This is a genomic window from Enterococcus sp. DIV1208, assembly GCF_050530455.1.
Taxonomy (GTDB): domain Bacteria; phylum Bacillota; class Bacilli; order Lactobacillales; family Enterococcaceae; genus Enterococcus_B; species Enterococcus_B hirae.
This window is the reverse complement of sequence record NZ_CP172887.1, coordinates 1,160,612-1,177,806: the sequence shown is the minus strand read 5'-3', so window position 1 is coordinate 1,177,806 and position 17,195 is coordinate 1,160,612. Positions and strand designations below refer to the sequence as shown.

The window sequence follows — 17,195 nt, the reverse complement described above, 5'->3', positions numbered from 1 at the left end:
TTGATGTCTAAAAAACGCTCAAAACATCATCGTTTCAAGCGTTCTTTTTGGATTTATTTCGATTGTTTTTCTCTTCTTTTTAACTCTTCAAAAGCTGACCTGTTCGTAAGACAAATAATTGAAAGCTTAATTCTTTTTCGATTTTACCACTTTTGATTTGGTAATCCATTTCAACCAGATCGTCAAATAAACGCCTTAGGATCTTTTCATCAAATTTACGTACCTCTTGCATCGCCAATTTTACACGGTAAGGATGTATCTTTAAAGTCTCAGCAATATTAGCCTGCTGATAACCGATTTTCATCAAAAACTTGGTCTGTAAAAACAAACGTATTTGTGAAAGCAAGATGGCATTGATCTTAATGGTTTCTTCTCCTTGGGTAATTAAGTCTTCAAACAACCGCAGCGCTTGTTCTGTTTTCCCGGAAAGAATATATTGTGTCATATCAAAAAGATTATGTTCCAAGGTTTTAGGGACTAACTGTTCCACTTCTTTAACAGTGATCAGTTCTTGTTGTTGCCCATACAATAGTAATTTATTCAATTCCCTCATCATTTTTGATAGATCGAGATCCGTTAACCTTAAAAACAGATCAATCGCTTTACGGTCCATTTGAATCGGTGCATTTTCCAGTGTATTCAATAAATACTGACGTACTTCTTTTTCATTCAATTGCTGAACATTGATGGTCACAGCAGTTTTTTTTAATTGTTTCGTTATTTTTTTCCGCTCATCTAATTTCTCATAGGGAGCAAAAAACACTAAAACTGTTGATTCTAAAGGTTCTTTTAAATAATCAATCAGTAGATCCGTATTTTGTTCAATCCCATTATTCACTTTTTCAGCTGTTAAAAAGTAGGGATTTTCTACAAATACTAGGCGTTGATCACCAAAAAATGGCAAAGTCTCTGCCTCAGCAACCACCTCATCAATACTAGCATTCCCCATATCAAAACTTAAGAAATTCAAGTCATCTTGACTATCGATTTGAATTTTTTTCTGGATTTCTGCTCTTACCTGATCCTGTAAATATTTTTCAGTACCTAGAATCAAATAACAAGGCGCAAGCTTTTCTTTATGGATTTTTTGTAAATCTGCTTGAATACTCATTTCGTTCACCACTTTCAAATTTATCCTACCATGAGTAGCTGGGAATTGCTAGTCTATCATTGTGTGGATCTTTCCGTTTGGATACCAAAAGGGATGCCATTTAAAAGTAATTGCGCCTTGACGGTCGGTACGCAAAGGAGTGACTTTATTCTGCTTTAACGTCGCTAGTACGTCTTCATGAGGATGACCAAATAAAATTATTCACGCCACAGGATAAAACACCATAGGTTGCTTCTAATTGCGAAATGAACTGTGGATGACTAGATGTGCGGCTGCCATGATGTCCTAATTTGATCACATCCGCTTTTAAATCTGGATAAGCGTTTCCGATCTTTTCTTCTGCATGCTGATCTAAATCACCTAAAAAGAGAAAACGACAGGATTGATGAGTCACTGACAAGCCAATTGAATCTTCATTCTCCCCCTTCCCCTGGGTAATCGGAGACAACACAAAAAAATCAAAATAACCTTTGATCCAATCACCCTGCCTGACTTCACAAATAGTAGTTCCTGCTTTTTCCAATTTCTGCAACTGCGTATGGAGCCAGGTGCTTTTGCCAGCTCCCCAACCAATATAAATCGTATCGATCTTGAAATGTTTTGCTAATGTCGTGATTTCTCCCACATGATCGATATCGTCATGCGTTAATATCAGTTTATTGATGTGTCGGATGCCATTTCCTTTTAAAAATGGGACAAGATTGAACTCTGCAGGTGGTCTAACCCTTCGCTCTTGCCAAACTTCTTTTTGAAAACTCAATTTTCCACCAGTATCAATCATAACGATTTCTTTTAAAAACGGCGCTTTAAAAAGAATACTGTCTCCTTGCCCTACGTCGTTGAAAGTGATACTACTTCCGAATTGAAGAAAACGACCAAAAATGAGAATAATGGGCACAAGGAGTGCAGCGGTCACGCATTGACAAGGTTTATGTTGTTTTTTCTCTATAAGCCATAAAAGAAAGCCTAAACTAAATATTAACAACCAGCCATTCGGTCGCCCAATCACTAGATTGGCAAATCTCAACGAATCTAGTAATCTCTCGAAATGGACTAAATAAGAATCAAGCAACTCGCTAACACTTGGAGGTAATACCCTGCCAAAAACAAATAAAAACGTCAAACAAGGAAGAAATACTTTCTTAAAAACAGGAGCAAAAAGAAGAGTCAACATACTACCTAATAGTGGCCACTCATAAAAATGCCAAGCTGTCAGTGGCATGATGCCGATACTAAATAACACGATAGTAGTGAACTTTTGAAACTTAGTGGTCGGGCGAGACAACAAAAGAAAGAAGAAGCTCATTCCTAAACTTAGCTGGCCCTCTACTTGGAAAAGACAAAGCGGCTCGATCAGCAAAAGTATCCATAAAATAATCGAATAATGATCGAAAGAAGAAAATTTGACATTGAGGAGTTTTAGCCCTAATTTCAATAAGAATGACAGCCCCGCTCTTTTCACTGACACAGAGCCCCCAGATAAGCTAAAATACCCCAAAGTCCCCCCAACTAGTGGGAGATAACTAGCAGTTAATGTCATCCCTCCTCTGCGAAACAGATAATAGAGCCAACCTAAGTAAGTTTGGATGTGCATGCCTGACAAACTGAATAAATGAAGTAAGCCAGTTTCTTTATATGTGTCTTCTGATGCTAAAAACTGACTATCTTTATAGCCAAAGATCAAAGCATTCATATAGACACTCACCTTGTGACTAAAGTGTTCTTGAATAAACGTAATAGACCTTCCTCGTGTTCTGCTCAGCATATTCTGCCAAGCATTACGATTCAAATGTTCTTTGATCTGGCGTATCTGAAATCGTCCTTTGATCCGATGTATTTGGTCATACTTTTTTTGATCAAACCCACAAGGATTCCTTTGTTTGGAAGTTTCTTGGTAATCCCCGACTACAATTAATTCAATCGCTTCATGTCTAAGAACAAGAAAAGAATTTCTTTCTTGTTCAGATTTGGCATAATAGCTGCAAGAAATCTTTTGCTTGTCCGTTGTGTGCCCAATAAAAGTCACTAAATCTCCATTCATTTTCACTGTGTCTGAGGCGACCATGATACGTTCCAACGTCCTTTGATCATCGATTGGTTTTGTTTCTTTAAGCCAGCAAGAAAATAAAACCAGCGTACTACAAATGAGACTTAAACCAATAATTTGTTTATTTTCTTTCCGTAAAAAAAACAAAAAAAATCCAGCGAAAATCAAACGATAATGCCATCTGTCTGTATAATAAAACAAACAAATAAAAATCGAAGAAATCGCTGGAAAAATGAATCGATTCTGTGCTTGATCACAAAATCTACTAAACATGTTCTCCTGATAATTCTTTTTGGAGTTTAGAAAAGTGAGTAGAATCCAATGATACTTGATGAACAGTTGCACCTAATTGTTCGATCAATGATTGTGCATACGGATCATTTCGATAATCATGTAAATAGTTGATTTTTTTGATTCCTGCTTGTAATAAGGCTTTTGTACAAGCTAAACAAGGGAAATGAGTCACGTAAATCTCTGCGCCCTCCGTAGGTATGCCTAGTTTTGCACATTGTAATAAAGCATTCATTTCCGCATGGATCGTTCGCAAGCAATGACCATCGACGATATAACAGCCTTCATCAATGCAATGAACATCCCCGCTAACAGCGCCATTGTAGCCTCCAGCAATGATCCGTTTTTCTCTTACTAAAGTTGCGCCGACTTCTAATCGTGTACAAGTACTTCTCAATGATAATAATACTGCTTGAGCCATAAAATATTGGTCCCAAGGAATCCGTTCATTGCTCATATTAGCCACCTCTATCGTTTATTCTATAGTAATTGTAACGAAGTTTTTGATTTTTTCAACTGTCTTCTGACCAATTCCGTCTATTTCTTGAAGCTCGTCAATACTTTTGAACGATCCATTATCTTGTCTATACTGAATAATTTCTCGGGCTTTTTTTTCACCGATCCCCGGTATTTGTTGCAATTGCGAAAGATCAGCAGTATTAAGATGCACTCGATCTGGGTTTGTGTCCACTGAATCTAGCGTCGCTAGACTAGCATTTGAGCTTTCTGGAATTTCTTCTCCTACTTCAGGAACGTACAGCATTTGTTGATCCGTTATTTTTGCTGCAAAGTTGATCTGTTTCTCGTCAGCTGATTCCGTCAGCCCACCTGCTTTTTGAATAACATCAAAGACCCGATCTTCTGCCACAAAAGCGTACATTCCAGGTTGTTTCACCGCTCCTTTCACATCGACATAAATCACTGACCTAGTCGATGTACTCACCGTTTCATCAATTGGTTTCGTTTCAGAACTGTTCTTTTCCGGAGCTTCAATCGATTGGTTTGTCAAAAATAGTTGATCCTTTTTACTTGATTGACTGAAAAAATGAACCACCATTCCACCAAGGATGATGACCCCTATGATGCCAAAGATCCCTCCGATCACAAATTTTGGTGAAGAAAAGTTGGTAGTATAGAAACGCTTTCGTTTGTTCTTCCATTCTTCGCTCATTGTGACTATTTTCCGATTGGCTTCCTTTCATTAAATTATGAAGAAGTTTTTTCTCTTCATGATTAAATACGTCAAACCATTTTTCTACATGAAAATAAACCTACTTTTGGGACAATTATTTTATGAAGAATGAATCTTTCATACCTTTAAACATTTCAGGAATAGGCGTTGACCTAGGGTCTATATTTCTCTTTTCATTACCTAGCAAAAACCATCAAAATCACTTTTACTGACTTTGATGTTTATCTATTTTTCTATTCGTTTTTTAAAAATAGTTTCAAGTTCACACTCTTAGCGAAGCTCTTCCTTGATTTTTTTGAGCATGTACCCGACTTACCTAAGTAATCCTAAATCCGATATCTTTGCCACTGTCTCTCTAGCGGCTATGTACAATTATTCTCACTATACTAAAACGCAACGCCTCGATTATATCAACTTTCCCAGTGTTCAACTATCCTAAATAAGTCAAAGACTCGCTTTTCCTCATGAATAATCGTGAGCTAGTTTACATAGATTTTATAAGATATTTTTTTACGGACAAAATATTCCATTGTCTAAACTAGTCGTTATACCATATCCAGATAGATAACTAGTACGATTACGAGACATGTGATGATCATGTAAATGATGTTTTCTAACCGTCTTGTATGATTTTTTAGAATAATCCCAGGATCAGTAGAATTGAAACTAGTCCGATACTCGATTGGCACAAAATTACCGATACATATTCCGAATAACAAAAGTAAAGAAGGCCAATTTGTAATAACTCCTCTATTCATAAACGCACCTATGATTGAGCTAACATAAATCACCATTTGAATCATTATAATTACAATCGCTTTTTTTCTCATCATTAATCCTCTCCAAGTAAATTTAGAAAAACAAACAGGACTTGATCACAAAATAAAAGTGGTAGTTGGTTTTAATAGATTTCAAGAATAAAATTCTCCAGCTCTTTCCTCTATTTTCAGAATACCCAATGAATCGGATAAATGTAAAAATCAAAAGCTGTGTGCCAACGTAGTTTTACTAGGGAATCAGTAAAAAAACACTGACTTAGAACGATCTGATCATCTTACTGTATTCATTTTTCTGTCCTTCGATTATAACATACATCTTCACTTTATTTCCTATTTTTTCATTTCACCGAAAATTTTTCCATAATAAGTTTAAACTCTTTATCAACTGACGCAATTAAAAATAACTTTACCTTTACTGATCCAACGAATATAAAAAGCTTACCTCATACACATAGATCCCCTCATGGCTAGTTTCTATTCATTTTAGTTTCTCTATAAAAAAGAGACAGACATGCTTTCCGTTAAGGCTGAGTCATTGAAAACATCAATCTTAAAGGAAATTTTGTCTGTCTATTTATTCGTTCAAAAACCGTTTCATGAACAACGATAAAAAAATGTTGTTGAAACAAAATGATTTCTAATGAATCTTTAGTTCATCTTTTCTAAATAATCAAGGGCATCTTGTACGGTTTTCACTGGTACAATTTTCATTGAAGAGTTCAATTCTTTCGCAGCAGCTTTGGCTTCTTCGTAATTGGTTTTGATTTCTGGATGTTTCTTCTTGATTTCATCTGAGATTGGATCATCCGGTGCAAAGAATATTTCAACGCCAGCTTTGTCTGCACTAGCCACTTTTTTATCAATACCACCAATTCGCCCAACTTCACCGTCGCTATTGATCGTTCCAGTACCAGCAATTTCTTTCCCTTGACGAAGATTTTTACCGGTCAATTGTTCATAAATTTCCAGGGTAAACATCAAACCAGCAGACGGCCCTCCGATTGATCCTGAATTAATCATTACATCTGTATCCGACTTGATACTCGTATGATCGGTTAAAGTAATCCCAATCCCTGCTTTATTATCCGTTGGCAGTTCGATCAATTTACCTGAAGTTTCGTTTTCTTTGCCATCTCGGAGATAGGTGATCGTGACCGTATCGCCGACTTTTTTACTTTTGACATACTTCATAAATGCTTCTGCACTTTTAAAGGTTTGTCCATCAACTTTTGTGACTGTATCACCAACTGCTAATTTTCCATAGAAATTGGAATTCTTCTCGACACTCATGACATAAACACCTTTAAATTCCATCTGGTAAGAGCGCCCTGCCAATTTTAGCGCTTGCTCAATCGCTGCATTTTGGGAAGACTCCATATAATATTGTTGGATTTGATTGTATTCTTCGCTAGTCGCCCCGCCAGTCAACTCCTCAGCGCTAATCAAATCTTCAAACGGTGCTAGCTTGGCTTTGACTGCTGTAAAACCAGTTGCTCGACGGATGCCCACTGAAGTTAATGAAAAGGAACCTGAATCTTTGTCCTTTTTCCCATTGACGGTAATCAGCTCTTTCAAATTGATGGTTGCTCCTGGTGCTTCCACATAAAAAGGAAGTGGAATTACCACGAACCCAATAATAAATATCCCTAAAAAAATGACAAGAATCGTCTTTAACCATCTTTTAAAGTCCATCATTTTCACGCTTTCCAGCTAACGCTTCGTTGATTACTGTTGGAAGATAGTCACTGACATCTCCCCCAAAGTGTAAGACTTCTTTTAATAAACTAGAACTAACGTGACTATATTCTTGTTTAGCCAATAAAAAGACCGTCTCGATTTCTTGATTTAAATGATGATTCATTTGAGCAATATCCCGTTCATATTCAAAATCCTTTACGCTACGGATACCACGAATGATGGTTTGAACAGCTAATTCATTCGCAATCTCGACTGTTAATTGATTTTCCTGATGGTACACTTTAACATTCGGAAGATGACGAACAGCTTGAGTAATCAATGTAACTTTTTCATCAACGGTAAATAGATGTTTTTTTGACGTATTCACAAATACCCCAATGATGACCTCATCAAACATTTTTGCTGCTCGTTCGACCATATCTAAATGCCCATTCGTGAACGGATCAAAGCTGCCTGGAAACAAGGCTTTTTTCATAGGTCTTCCTCTTTTCTGTAGATAGTCACAGTTGAAATACCATACGTTTGTTTTCTGATTTGCGTAAAATCAGCAATCTTTTCTGGTAATTCCACTGTTTTATCAGTTTCACATACAATAACTGCCGAATCATTAAAAAGGTCCAGCTCCGTCATTTTGATTATTTGGTCAAGAATTTTTTGTTTGGCATATGGTGGGTCAAGAAATAAATAATCAAATTTTTGCTGATCATTTGCCAGCTTTTCGATGGCTTTGTCCGCATCAAGTTTTAATGTGGTGAATTTTTCTGGCTCTTTCGTTACTTTAATGTTTTCTTGGATTATTTTTAGCGCTTGGTAATTTTTGTCTACACAAAAGGCATGCCCACAGCCACGAGAAACTGCTTCGATAGCTAACCCGCCACTACCAGAAAATAGGTCTAAGACTGTTTCTCCGTCGAAGTAAGGACCGATCATATTGAAGATCGATTCTTTCACTTTATCTGTGGTGGGACGTGTATTAGCCCCTGCTAAACTCTTTAAGCGTCGTCCACCATATGTTCCTGATATGACTCGCATTGACTCACTCCTTTTAAAAATCGTGCTGTTACTAGTATACCAAAAAAAAAGATAAAAAAACTTGGATCGCCATTAATTTCATGCTTTCTCAAGTTATTTTTATCTTTTTTATTTAAGAGATGAATGATTTACACAAAACAGGTTTAAAAGACATGGTCTGCTAAACGAATCTTAGTATTGATCTCCTCAATCTCAAAACCTTCTTCTTTGACTGGTTGCTTCGTACCAATCTTATCAGCAAAGTTCATTTCGACGTCTGGACGATAAGAGCGTTCAACTTTGCGAACAAAATGAAGTTTGTTGATTCGTTCTGCAGTTTGCTCAAAAGTGTCTTCATTCAAATACAATACGACATATTTCATTTTACGCGAAACGTAATGAAGCAATCCAAATTTCTTCAAATTTTTTAATTGTTTCAAACTGTATACCCAGACAATCAACCCACGTCGTTTCGTTAGTTGAAATTCATTTTTTTCATCATTCATGACAGTTACCTCCACATCCACTACGCCCCTTTTGTTCAAAAAAAGGATTTCCCGCATCAATTTTAATCGTCAACGATACCGTTTCTGCTAACTGTTGGCTAATTTTATCCAATAGATCTTGCAATTGTGTTTCCATACAACGAAAATCCGCTACTTTTTCATGCAAATCAAGTTGGCGTTTGGCTAACCGAACAGCTCTTTGCTTCTCTCGAAATTCTGGTGCATATTTTTGATAAGGAACAACTTTTTCAAACTGTTCTTTTTTTATTGAGAAATCATTAATCAATAAATTGACATCCGCTGATTGTTCCATCACTTTTTTAGCTTTTAAATATTTTTTCATCGTCTCGCTTTTTTTGATACAATCGGATAAGCTCTGACATTGATCTTCTAAGGCAAATAATTCCTCATTGATTATCACTGCTATCGGTACTCTCCTTAACTTCTTCTTGCATTAAGACTAACATATTTTCTTTTAAAAAAGCAATTCCTAATAGATCGGAAGTGTTAACTAAAAAGCGGTCGTGATAGTACGGATCACTATACAAAAATAAAAATGTAAACGTTGGATCAATCACTGGATGTGTAAAGACACCGGTCGAATGGGGAAGCTTTCTTTTTGCGACTAACGAATCAATTTCATCAGTAGTCAATGAAAACTTAGCAGTTGCGTTTGTACTACCCGCTATTTGTTGCCATTCTGCTAATCGTTCTTTCGTCAAAATATCTTCTGGTCTATTAAGATAATCACTTAAAAGCAATTTCGTTTGAGTAGAAAAACCGGTCGTCTGCTTATAAAGTGGTAAGCGATCCAATTGCCTTAACTGATTCAACAATCGAACACTATGACCTTCTTTTGCTTGATTGATTTCAGCCCAATCTACTTGATCGTCTATTTTATATTGCGGTAAGTCTGAACCAAATACTTGATAGGGATGAAGTTTCAACAAACTAGCTTTATCCAAATAAACGATCGAAAACAGTCCATTACTACTTTGGTCGAAGAATAAAATAGCAAACGTATCATTATCAAACGCAATCAACGGTCGATAATTCATATCTTCTTCCATCAATTCGATCCCGACATCTGTTCCATTGTATTGAAAATTAAAATTCGTATAGATCGTGGTGATCTCTGTTAGATCTTGCATTGTCATCCCTAAGTAAAAAGGAGCAATCGTTGAGTTGTCCGTATTTAATACTTTAATCGTGGAAACTTTATCTTTTGTGATATTCGCTTCAAAGGATAAGTGATTGATTTGATCATGGTAATATCTTGTTTCAAAACCAAACCCACTCGTCAAGCGTTCATAGGGATCACCAAAACGTTGCTCTAATTCATCAACTGATTGACCAACATACGTGGAAAAGCCAGATGTTTCCAACTTCTGGTATTTCCACGTAGTCATTTGATTTTGAGTGATTTGCTCTGAGCTTTTTTTTACTTCAAGTTTAGGAGGAAACAACACCGGCTGCATGTAAAATGCAATGATCACTGATAACAATATCGCACCAAATAACCCTAGCCGTTTCATCTTTTTCCCACCTTTATTTTTCAGTTACTTCAATCAATAAGTCACCAGAAGCGATCGCATCGCCATCTGTTACATAGACATGCGCAATTTCACCATCAAAACGAGCTTCAATTGCCGTTTCCATTTTCATTGCTTCCGTGATCATCAATGTATCGCCTTTTTTGACATGATCTCCTTTTTTGACTAATACATCTAATACAGAACCAGACATCGTTGCACCGATATGTTCACGATTTGTTGGTTCAGCTTTCACACGTGTTTGTACAGTACTGATGATCGAATGGTCGTTCACTGTGATTTCACGACGTTGCCCATTCAAGTTAAAGAATAAGACACGATTTCCTTCAATATCTGGTTCGCCGATTTCATCCAAGCGAATAATCAAAATCTTGCCTTTTTCAATTTGAACATTCACCGTTTCTCCTAAGCGAATCCCTTGGAAGAATGTTGGTGTATCAAGTAATGTCACATCACCAAATTGATTATAGGCTGCTTGATAATCTAGAAAGACTTGCGGATACATCAAATAGCTCAGCACTTCTTCTTGTTTAGGTTCATAGCCGATTTTTTCAGCTAATTCTGCTTTGACTTGTTGGAAATCAACTGGTTTAGCTAAAGCTCCAGGACGTTCAGTAATCGCTTCTCGTCCTTTAAGGATGATCTTTTGTAATTTTTCCGGGAATCCTCCAACCGGTTGTCCTAGCTCTCCTTGGAAGAAAGTAATGACAGATTCAGGGAAACTCAGTGTTTCACCTTTTTCATAGATATCTTCCTCCGTTAAATCATTTTGAACCATGAACAAGGCCATGTCTCCTACAACTTTTGATGAAGGGGTAACTTTCACGATATCACCAAACATCAGGTTCACTGTATGGTACATCTGTTTGATGTCATCCCATTTATTTCCTAAACCAACTGCTTTGGCTTGTTGTTGGAGATTAGAGTATTGTCCACCAGGCATTTCATGCATATATACTTCTGTTTCTGGTGCATTCAAACCGTTCTCAAATGGTTTGTAATACATACGGACATCTTCCCAGTAATGATTCAATTGTTGTGCATTTTGAATATTGATCTCTGGCAACCGTGGACCGTTGACCAAAGCATAATACAAACTGCTCATACTTGGTTGACTTGTATTCCCACTCATCGCACTCATCGCCACATCAACGATATCTACCCCAGCCTTTGAAGCTGCAGAATAGGTAATGATTCCATTTCCACTCGTATCATGTGTATGAAGGTGGATTGGCAGATCAGTAGTCTCTTTCAATTCACTGATCAAGCGATAAGCAGCTTGTGGTTTCAGCAAGCCAGCCATATCTTTGATCGCAATGATATGCGCCCCAAGTTGTTCTAGTTCTTTCGCCATGTCCTTGTAATATTGGACATTATATTTTGCACGACTAGGATCATTGATATCTCCGGTATAGCAGATCGCAGCTTCTGCAATCTTACCTGTGTCTCGAACCGCTTGGATACTTTTTTCCATTTGCGGTACCCAGTTCAAACTGTCAAAGATTCGAAACACATCAATTCCTTGAGCCGCTGCTTCTTTCACAAATTCTACTAAGACGTTATCCGGATAATTGGAATAACCGACTGCATTTGAACCTCTGAACAACATTTGTAACAGCGTATTTGGCATCAATGCTCGGATCTTTCTTAATCTTTGCCAAGGATCTTCATTCAAGAAGCGATAAGCGACGTCAAAGGTTGCTCCTCCCCACATCTCACTTGAGAATAGTTCAGGTAATCCTTCACCGGTCAATTGAGCAATCTCTTTAAAGTCTTTCGTACGAACACGAGTTGCTAATAAACTTTGATGAGCATCTCTAAATGTCGTATCAGTCAATAACAAGTTTTCTTGCGATTTGATCCATTGGACTAACGCATCCGAACCATCAGAATCTAAAACATTTTTTGCTGTCAGATAATCTGGGCGTTTAATCAAATCTTTCGGTACCCGAGGAGATTCATAAAATGGTTTTTCACCATTTTTGATTCCCGGGAAGCCATTCACGGTAATTTCACCGATGTATTTCATTGTTTTATTCCCACGGTCGCGTAAACGAGGGAACTCAAACAATTCTTTTGTATTATCGATAAATGTCGTTTTAGCGTTTCCTGATTGAAATTCAGGATGGGAAATCACATTCAACATAAATGGAATATTGGTTTTGACTCCACGAATCCGAAATTCTTTTAAGCAACGTTCCATTTTTTGGATTGCCGTATCAAAATCTGCTGCATGTGTACAAACTTTGACTAAAAGTGAATCAAAGTATGGGGTAACCACATATCCTGCATAAGCATTACCGACATCTAAACGCACTCCGAAACCACCAGGTGAACGGTAAGTATCGATTTTCCCTGTATCAGGAAGAAAATGATTCAACGGGTCTTCTGTAGTGATCCGACATTGAATCGCAGAACCATTTAGTTTGATATCTGCTTGTTGCGGCAGACCAATTTCACTGTGTAAATCTTTCCCTTGGGCAATCAATAATTGAGTAGTCACGATGTCCACATCGGTAATCATCTCTGTAATCGTATGTTCCACTTGGACTCGAGGGTTGACTTCGATAAAATAAAAGTCATTTCCTTCAACTAAAAATTCAACCGTCCCAGCATTGACATAACCAACGTGTTTCATTAATTGAACGGCTGCTTGACAGATGCGTTCTCGTTGTTCAGTCGACATGGAGACACAAGGTGCTACCTCTACTACCTTTTGGTGACGTCTTTGTACAGAGCAGTCTCTTTCAAATAAATGGATCACATTTCCATGTTTATCGCCCAAAATTTGGACTTCGATGTGTTTAGGATTTGCAATATATTTTTCAACATACACTTCATCGCTGCCAAAAGCCGCTTTTGCTTCACTTTTCGCGCGATCATAGCCTTCTCGAGCGCTTTTTTCATCATGGGCGACACGCATTCCTCGTCCCCCACCACCTAGAGCGGCTTTGATCATGATCGGATAACCGTACGTTTCAGCAAAAGACAAAGCATCTTCGACCTTTTCAATCGGTCCATCAGTCCCAGGAATCGAAGCAATTCCAGCTGCGATAGCTGCTGCTTTTGCTTTGATCTTGTCACCAAAGATATCCAAATGATGTAAGTCTGGTCCTACAAAAGTGATGCCTTCTTCCTTGCATCGTTTTGCAAAACTTAGATTTTCAGATAACAACCCATAGCCTGGATGGATCGCATCCGCTCCACAGGCTTTCGCAATGGCAATAATCCCTTCAATATCTAAGTAAGCATCAATCGGTTTTTTCCCTTCGCCAACTAGATATGCTTCATCTGCTTTAAACCGGTGCACGGAATACTCATCTTCTTTTGCGTAGATACCTACAGTTTTAATTCCTAATTCTGTACATGCTCGAAACACTCGTACAGCAATTTCTCCTCTGTTAGCAACTAAAACTTTTTCCATCAAACCACTCCTACATCTTTTTAGTATAAACCTAAACTTTTTCGTTTTTCATCTGCACTGATATTCAAGACGAAGCCAACACAAATGGATAACATCAATAAACTAGATCCTCCCTGACTCAAAAATGGGAAAGTGATCCCAGTTAATGGAATAACGCCGGTTATCCCTCCCAAATTGATAAATATTTGGATCATGAACATGGCACCAATCCCAATACATAATAGAGAATTAAATGGATCTTTTGAGCGAATCCCCACCAAAAAGATCCGAACAATCATGAAAAACAGTAAAGCAAGAATCAAGATCCCCATGATCACGCCTAACTCTTCTACCACAATGGCATAAATAAAGTCCGTCTGCGCTTCATTTAAAAAACCTTTTTTCTGGATACTATTTCCAAGACCTCGGCCAAAAAGCCCTCCATTGAACATCGCATAATAACCATTAGCTAATTGATGCCCTTTGTTCAACTCATCAGAAAAAGGATTTTGATAAATGGCAAATCGGTTATAGATATATTGTAAACGTCCGGGAAATATTTTCCCGTGGGTGATATTGATCAACCAGATTGCTAAAGCACTCAAGCCAACTCCACCGACCCCAACGATCAACGTATAAACGTAGTTGATACCACTAGCCAAAAGTAAGACTAAGATAATTAAAAAAATGACAGTTGCATTACCAAAATCGGGTAAAATAGCAACTAGCGCTGTTAGTGCCAACACTAACAGTAACGGTCTTTTAACAGTAGAAACAAAATCTTTTTGAACGCTTCTTTGTCTTTTAGATAACGTTAATGCTAAGTACCAAATTACAATGATCTTTAAGTATTCAGCTGGCTGGAGAGAGAATCCAGCGATTTGAAGCCATCCTTTCGCTCCATTGATCTCTTTCCCGAAGAATAAAACGATCAATAGCAAGATCGTCAGTACAGCAATAGCTGCCATAATCAGTCGTTGATTTTTTAATACGGATGTTTTCATTTTATATAAAAGTCCAATAGCTACTAAGCTAACGCCCCAAAACAAACTTTGGTTAAAAAAAGAGGCGGAAGGACTGCTTCCATTTTCTAGCAATAAATAAGATGATGAACTATAGACCATGATTAAACCTAAAATACATAGAATCAAGTAAGGAATCAAAATACTATAGTTTAATAAATGCCTTTTTTTTACTTTCTTAGGCAAGTTTACTCCTCCTTGCCAATTTCTTTTTTATCGTAATTTTCTTGGTAAACCTCACTATATAATCGGTTCAGTTCACGCTCTAGCTCACTCAGCAACAATTGTCCTTCCGTTTTATCGATGATGCCTACACGAACGGCAAATCCGACTTGTTGTGAGAAGCCATACATTTGCGTATCTACTACTTCTTCAAATGCCTTACATTGTGAGATACACAGGCTATTTTTTTGATTTTTGATCAAGCGTTTGATTCGTTCTGATTCATCTTTAAGCACTTGAACTGCAAATTCATTTGATAGAGAATCCATCTAAGCCTACCCCCATTCTAAGTTTATTTATTATAACATACTTAAAATTCTAACGGGGAAAAATCCCAGTTTTCGCTCAGGGATTTTCTTCTTTTTTTACTATTTGCTAGCCTATCATGAGCAAAAACAATAGATGTACTAATTTTACAAACGATACACTACTTAACTAGAAAGTATCAGTGCTAAAAAAGCGTCCCCGTATTTGTCTAACTTGCTTTGTCCTACCCCTTTTATCTGCAATAAAGAAAGTCGATCTTTTGGACGTTGTCGACTCATTTCTTTTAAAGTCGCATCTGAAAAAACCACATAAGGCGGCACGCCTGCTTCAGAAGCTAAGTCAGTGCGTAACTCTCTTAGCGTTTCAAATAAGGTGTCAGCTTCTTCATCAGAAAGTTGTTGGACTTTTTCAGCTTCTTTTTTAAATACTTTTTGTTTCCCTTTTAACACTTCGATTCCTAGTTCCGTTACTTTCAACGTGGGGTATTCACCGTTCATTGAATACAGATAACCACCAGAAATAAGATACTCGATCAACTGAAGAATATCTTTTTGTGCCCATTTTTTTAATAAGCCGTAAGTTGATAACGCTTGAAAACCTAGCATCTTGACTTTTTGTTCTTTCGAACCAGCTAATACCTTCATCAACAATTGTTTCCCATAATTTTCACCCATGCGTTTCAAGCAAGACAACACCATCTGTGTTTCAGTCGTTACATCGACTAGTTCACGTTCATCTAAACAGTTACCACATCTTCCACATGGGATACTTTTTTCGCCAAAATAAGTAAGAATATATTGTTGCAGACAGGATTCGATGTAGACGTATTCCGTCATTGCTTTTAATTTTTCGTATTCTTTTTGTTTTTGTGACTCTTCTCGTTGAGATTGTTGGATAAAAAATTTTTGGACCTGTATATCTTGGGGAGCAAACAACAAGACAGCCTCACTTAAGAGCCCATCACGACCTGCTCGTCCCGCCTCCTGATAGTAAGCTTCTAAAGAACCAGGAATCTGATAGTGAATGACGAAGCGGATGTTACTCTTATTGATCCCCATGCCAAAAGCATTCGTTGCAACTAATAATTCTGTACGGTCATATAAAAAGTCTTCTTGGATTTCTGTTCGTTGGCTTTCACTCATCCCACCATGATATCTGCCAACACTGAAATCAAATTTCTTTAACAAATGATAGATTCGATCAACTTCTTTGCGGGTAGCGGCATAAATGATCCCTGATTGCTTTTTATTGATACGTAGATACTCAATTAAGTACTGCTCTTTTTTTTGATCTTTTACTACTTGTAAACGTAGATTTTCTCGTGCAAAACCCGTTTGAATATGATTATCCATTGGTATCTTTAAAAGTCTTTTAATATCTTCTGCTACTTGCTTTGTTGCAGTAGCAGTCAATGCCACAATGACCGGTCGTTGATCAAACGTGTTTAATGTTTCTGCCATATGAAGATAGCTTGGACGAAAATCATGTCCCCATTGTGAAATACAATGCGCTTCATCAATCGCTATCAGTTGCACGTGCCAACGTTTCATTGATTGGATAAAATCTGGCATGATAAACCGTTCTGGCGCAACATATAATAATTGGATTTGTTGCTGTTCGAGTAATCGAAACCGAGAAGCAGTCTCATAACTATCCAATGAACTATTGATAAATGTCGCTGAAATGCCTAACTGATTGGCAGCATCTACTTGATCTTTCATCAGAGAGATCAAGGGAGAAATGACCACAGTCAAGCCATCCAGCATCAACGCTGGCAATTGATAACAAATGGACTTCCCACTTCCTGTAGGCATGATCCCTAGGACGTCTTCATGACCAAGTACCTTTCGGATAATTTCTTTTTGTCCAGGGCGAAATACTTCATAACCAAAGTATTGTTTTAATATATCATTCATTTTATCCCTACTTTTTAGTTGATTTAAGAGGTTGTGAAAGAAGCGATCAGCTCCGAGCGAATAAGAGAGGATTTTTTAAAATAGCTTCTCATATTTTAGAAAATCATCGCTTATTGCTGAGGAGTTGCTTCTTGAACACCGTGAATAAGAGGTTGTGAAAGCATCGGGAAGCTCCGA

At 37.4% G+C, this 17,195-nt stretch carries 15 protein-coding genes; all 15 read right to left on the bottom strand.

Annotated features, from left to right (window positions below):
* Positions 1 to 79: 79 nt before the first annotated feature.
* Entirely contained in the window at positions 80 to 1,123 is a 1,044-nt protein-coding gene (gene holA, locus IGK91_RS05435; RefSeq protein ID WP_081123437.1) for a DNA polymerase III subunit delta, read from the bottom strand.
* Positions 1,124 to 1,286: 163 nt separating this feature from the next.
* A complete protein-coding gene (locus IGK91_RS05430) occupies positions 1,287 to 3,431 on the bottom strand; it encodes a DNA internalization-related competence protein ComEC/Rec2 (protein ID WP_258924959.1) in 2,145 nt (714 codons plus the stop codon).
* Entirely contained in the window at positions 3,424 to 3,906 is a 483-nt protein-coding gene (locus tag IGK91_RS05425) for a ComE operon protein 2 (RefSeq protein WP_010719343.1), read from the bottom strand. The genes IGK91_RS05430 and IGK91_RS05425 overlap by 8 nt, the downstream gene beginning before the upstream one ends.
* An 18-nt stretch (positions 3,907 to 3,924) precedes the next feature.
* On the bottom strand, positions 3,925 to 4,620 hold the full coding sequence (locus IGK91_RS05420) for a helix-hairpin-helix domain-containing protein (protein ID WP_081125640.1): 696 nt from the start codon (positions 4,618 to 4,620) through the stop codon (positions 3,925 to 3,927).
* Between the two features lie 566 nt (positions 4,621 to 5,186).
* On the bottom strand, positions 5,187 to 5,474 hold the full coding sequence (locus IGK91_RS05415) for a hypothetical protein (protein WP_010737459.1): 288 nt from the start codon (positions 5,472 to 5,474) through the stop codon (positions 5,187 to 5,189).
* A gap of 594 nt (positions 5,475 to 6,068) precedes the next feature.
* Positions 6,069 to 7,112 (bottom strand): SepM family pheromone-processing serine protease, encoded by a 1,044-nt coding sequence (locus IGK91_RS05410; protein WP_025480486.1) that lies wholly within the window; start codon positions 7,110 to 7,112, stop codon positions 6,069 to 6,071.
* Positions 7,102 to 7,593: a pantetheine-phosphate adenylyltransferase gene (gene coaD / locus IGK91_RS05405; protein WP_010737457.1), complete on the bottom strand. Its 492-nt coding sequence runs from the start codon at positions 7,591 to 7,593 to the stop codon at positions 7,102 to 7,104. The genes IGK91_RS05410 and coaD overlap by 11 nt, the downstream gene beginning before the upstream one ends.
* A complete protein-coding gene (gene rsmD / locus IGK91_RS05400) occupies positions 7,590 to 8,171 on the bottom strand; it encodes a 16S rRNA (guanine(966)-N(2))-methyltransferase RsmD (RefSeq protein WP_223603477.1) in 582 nt (193 codons plus the stop codon). Before rsmD ends, coaD begins: the two co-directional genes overlap by 4 nt.
* A gap of 122 nt (positions 8,172 to 8,293) precedes the next feature.
* The gene (locus tag IGK91_RS05395; RefSeq protein ID WP_010719349.1) at positions 8,294 to 8,635 is read right to left on the bottom strand and encodes a YlbG family protein; all 342 of its coding nucleotides are present in this window, start codon (positions 8,633 to 8,635) and stop codon (positions 8,294 to 8,296) included.
* Positions 8,628 to 9,056 carry a YlbF family regulator gene (locus IGK91_RS05390; protein WP_010737456.1) on the bottom strand — a complete coding sequence of 143 codons (429 nt, stop codon included), beginning with the start codon at positions 9,054 to 9,056 and terminating at the stop codon, positions 8,628 to 8,630. The genes IGK91_RS05395 and IGK91_RS05390 overlap by 8 nt, the downstream gene beginning before the upstream one ends.
* Positions 9,043 to 10,170, bottom strand: a complete 1,128-nt coding sequence (locus IGK91_RS05385; protein WP_081123438.1) for a CAP-associated domain-containing protein — start codon at positions 10,168 to 10,170, stop codon at positions 9,043 to 9,045. Before IGK91_RS05385 ends, IGK91_RS05390 begins: the two co-directional genes overlap by 14 nt.
* 13 nt (positions 10,171 to 10,183) lie before the next feature.
* The gene (locus tag IGK91_RS05380; RefSeq protein ID WP_010737454.1) at positions 10,184 to 13,612 is read right to left on the bottom strand and encodes a pyruvate carboxylase; all 3,429 of its coding nucleotides are present in this window, start codon (positions 13,610 to 13,612) and stop codon (positions 10,184 to 10,186) included.
* Between the two features lie 20 nt (positions 13,613 to 13,632).
* Positions 13,633 to 14,799 carry an FtsW/RodA/SpoVE family cell cycle protein gene (locus IGK91_RS05375; protein WP_010719353.1) on the bottom strand — a complete coding sequence of 389 codons (1,167 nt, stop codon included), beginning with the start codon at positions 14,797 to 14,799 and terminating at the stop codon, positions 13,633 to 13,635.
* A gap of 2 nt (positions 14,800 to 14,801) precedes the next feature.
* Positions 14,802 to 15,104: a DUF1507 family protein gene (locus tag IGK91_RS05370; protein WP_010719354.1), complete on the bottom strand. Its 303-nt coding sequence runs from the start codon at positions 15,102 to 15,104 to the stop codon at positions 14,802 to 14,804.
* 162 nt (positions 15,105 to 15,266) lie between these two features.
* Positions 15,267 to 17,018 carry a DNA helicase RecQ gene (recQ, locus tag IGK91_RS05365; protein WP_010737452.1) on the bottom strand — a complete coding sequence of 584 codons (1,752 nt, stop codon included), beginning with the start codon at positions 17,016 to 17,018 and terminating at the stop codon, positions 15,267 to 15,269.
* Between the last annotated feature and the right edge of the window lie 177 nt (positions 17,019 to 17,195).

Bases quoted from the DNA above. Each gene is read 5' to 3' on its own strand.
- IGK91_RS05370 (WP_010719354.1), bottom strand. From the start codon at position 15,104: ATGGATTCTCTATCAAATGAATTTGCAGTTCAAGTGCTTAAAGATGAA.
- recQ (WP_010737452.1), bottom strand. From the start codon at position 17,018: ATGAATGATATATTAAAACAATACTTTGGTTATGAAGTATTTCGCCCT.
- IGK91_RS05410 (WP_025480486.1), bottom strand. From the start codon at position 7,112: ATGGACTTTAAAAGATGGTTAAAGACGATTCTTGTCATTTTTTTAGGG.
- IGK91_RS05380 (WP_010737454.1), bottom strand. From the start codon at position 13,612: ATGGAAAAAGTTTTAGTTGCTAACAGAGGAGAAATTGCTGTACGAGTG.
- coaD (WP_010737457.1), bottom strand. From the start codon at position 7,593: ATGAAAAAAGCCTTGTTTCCAGGCAGCTTTGATCCGTTCACGAATGGG.
- IGK91_RS05415 (WP_010737459.1), bottom strand. From the start codon at position 5,474: ATGATGAGAAAAAAAGCGATTGTAATTATAATGATTCAAATGGTGATT.
- IGK91_RS05385 (WP_081123438.1), bottom strand. From the start codon at position 10,170: ATGAAACGGCTAGGGTTATTTGGTGCGATATTGTTATCAGTGATCATT.
- IGK91_RS05395 (WP_010719349.1), bottom strand. From the start codon at position 8,635: ATGAATGATGAAAAAAATGAATTTCAACTAACGAAACGACGTGGGTTG.
- IGK91_RS05425 (WP_010719343.1), bottom strand. From the start codon at position 3,906: ATGAGCAATGAACGGATTCCTTGGGACCAATATTTTATGGCTCAAGCA.
- IGK91_RS05420 (WP_081125640.1), bottom strand. From the start codon at position 4,620: ATGAGCGAAGAATGGAAGAACAAACGAAAGCGTTTCTATACTACCAAC.
- IGK91_RS05430 (WP_258924959.1), bottom strand. From the start codon at position 3,431: ATGTTTAGTAGATTTTGTGATCAAGCACAGAATCGATTCATTTTTCCA.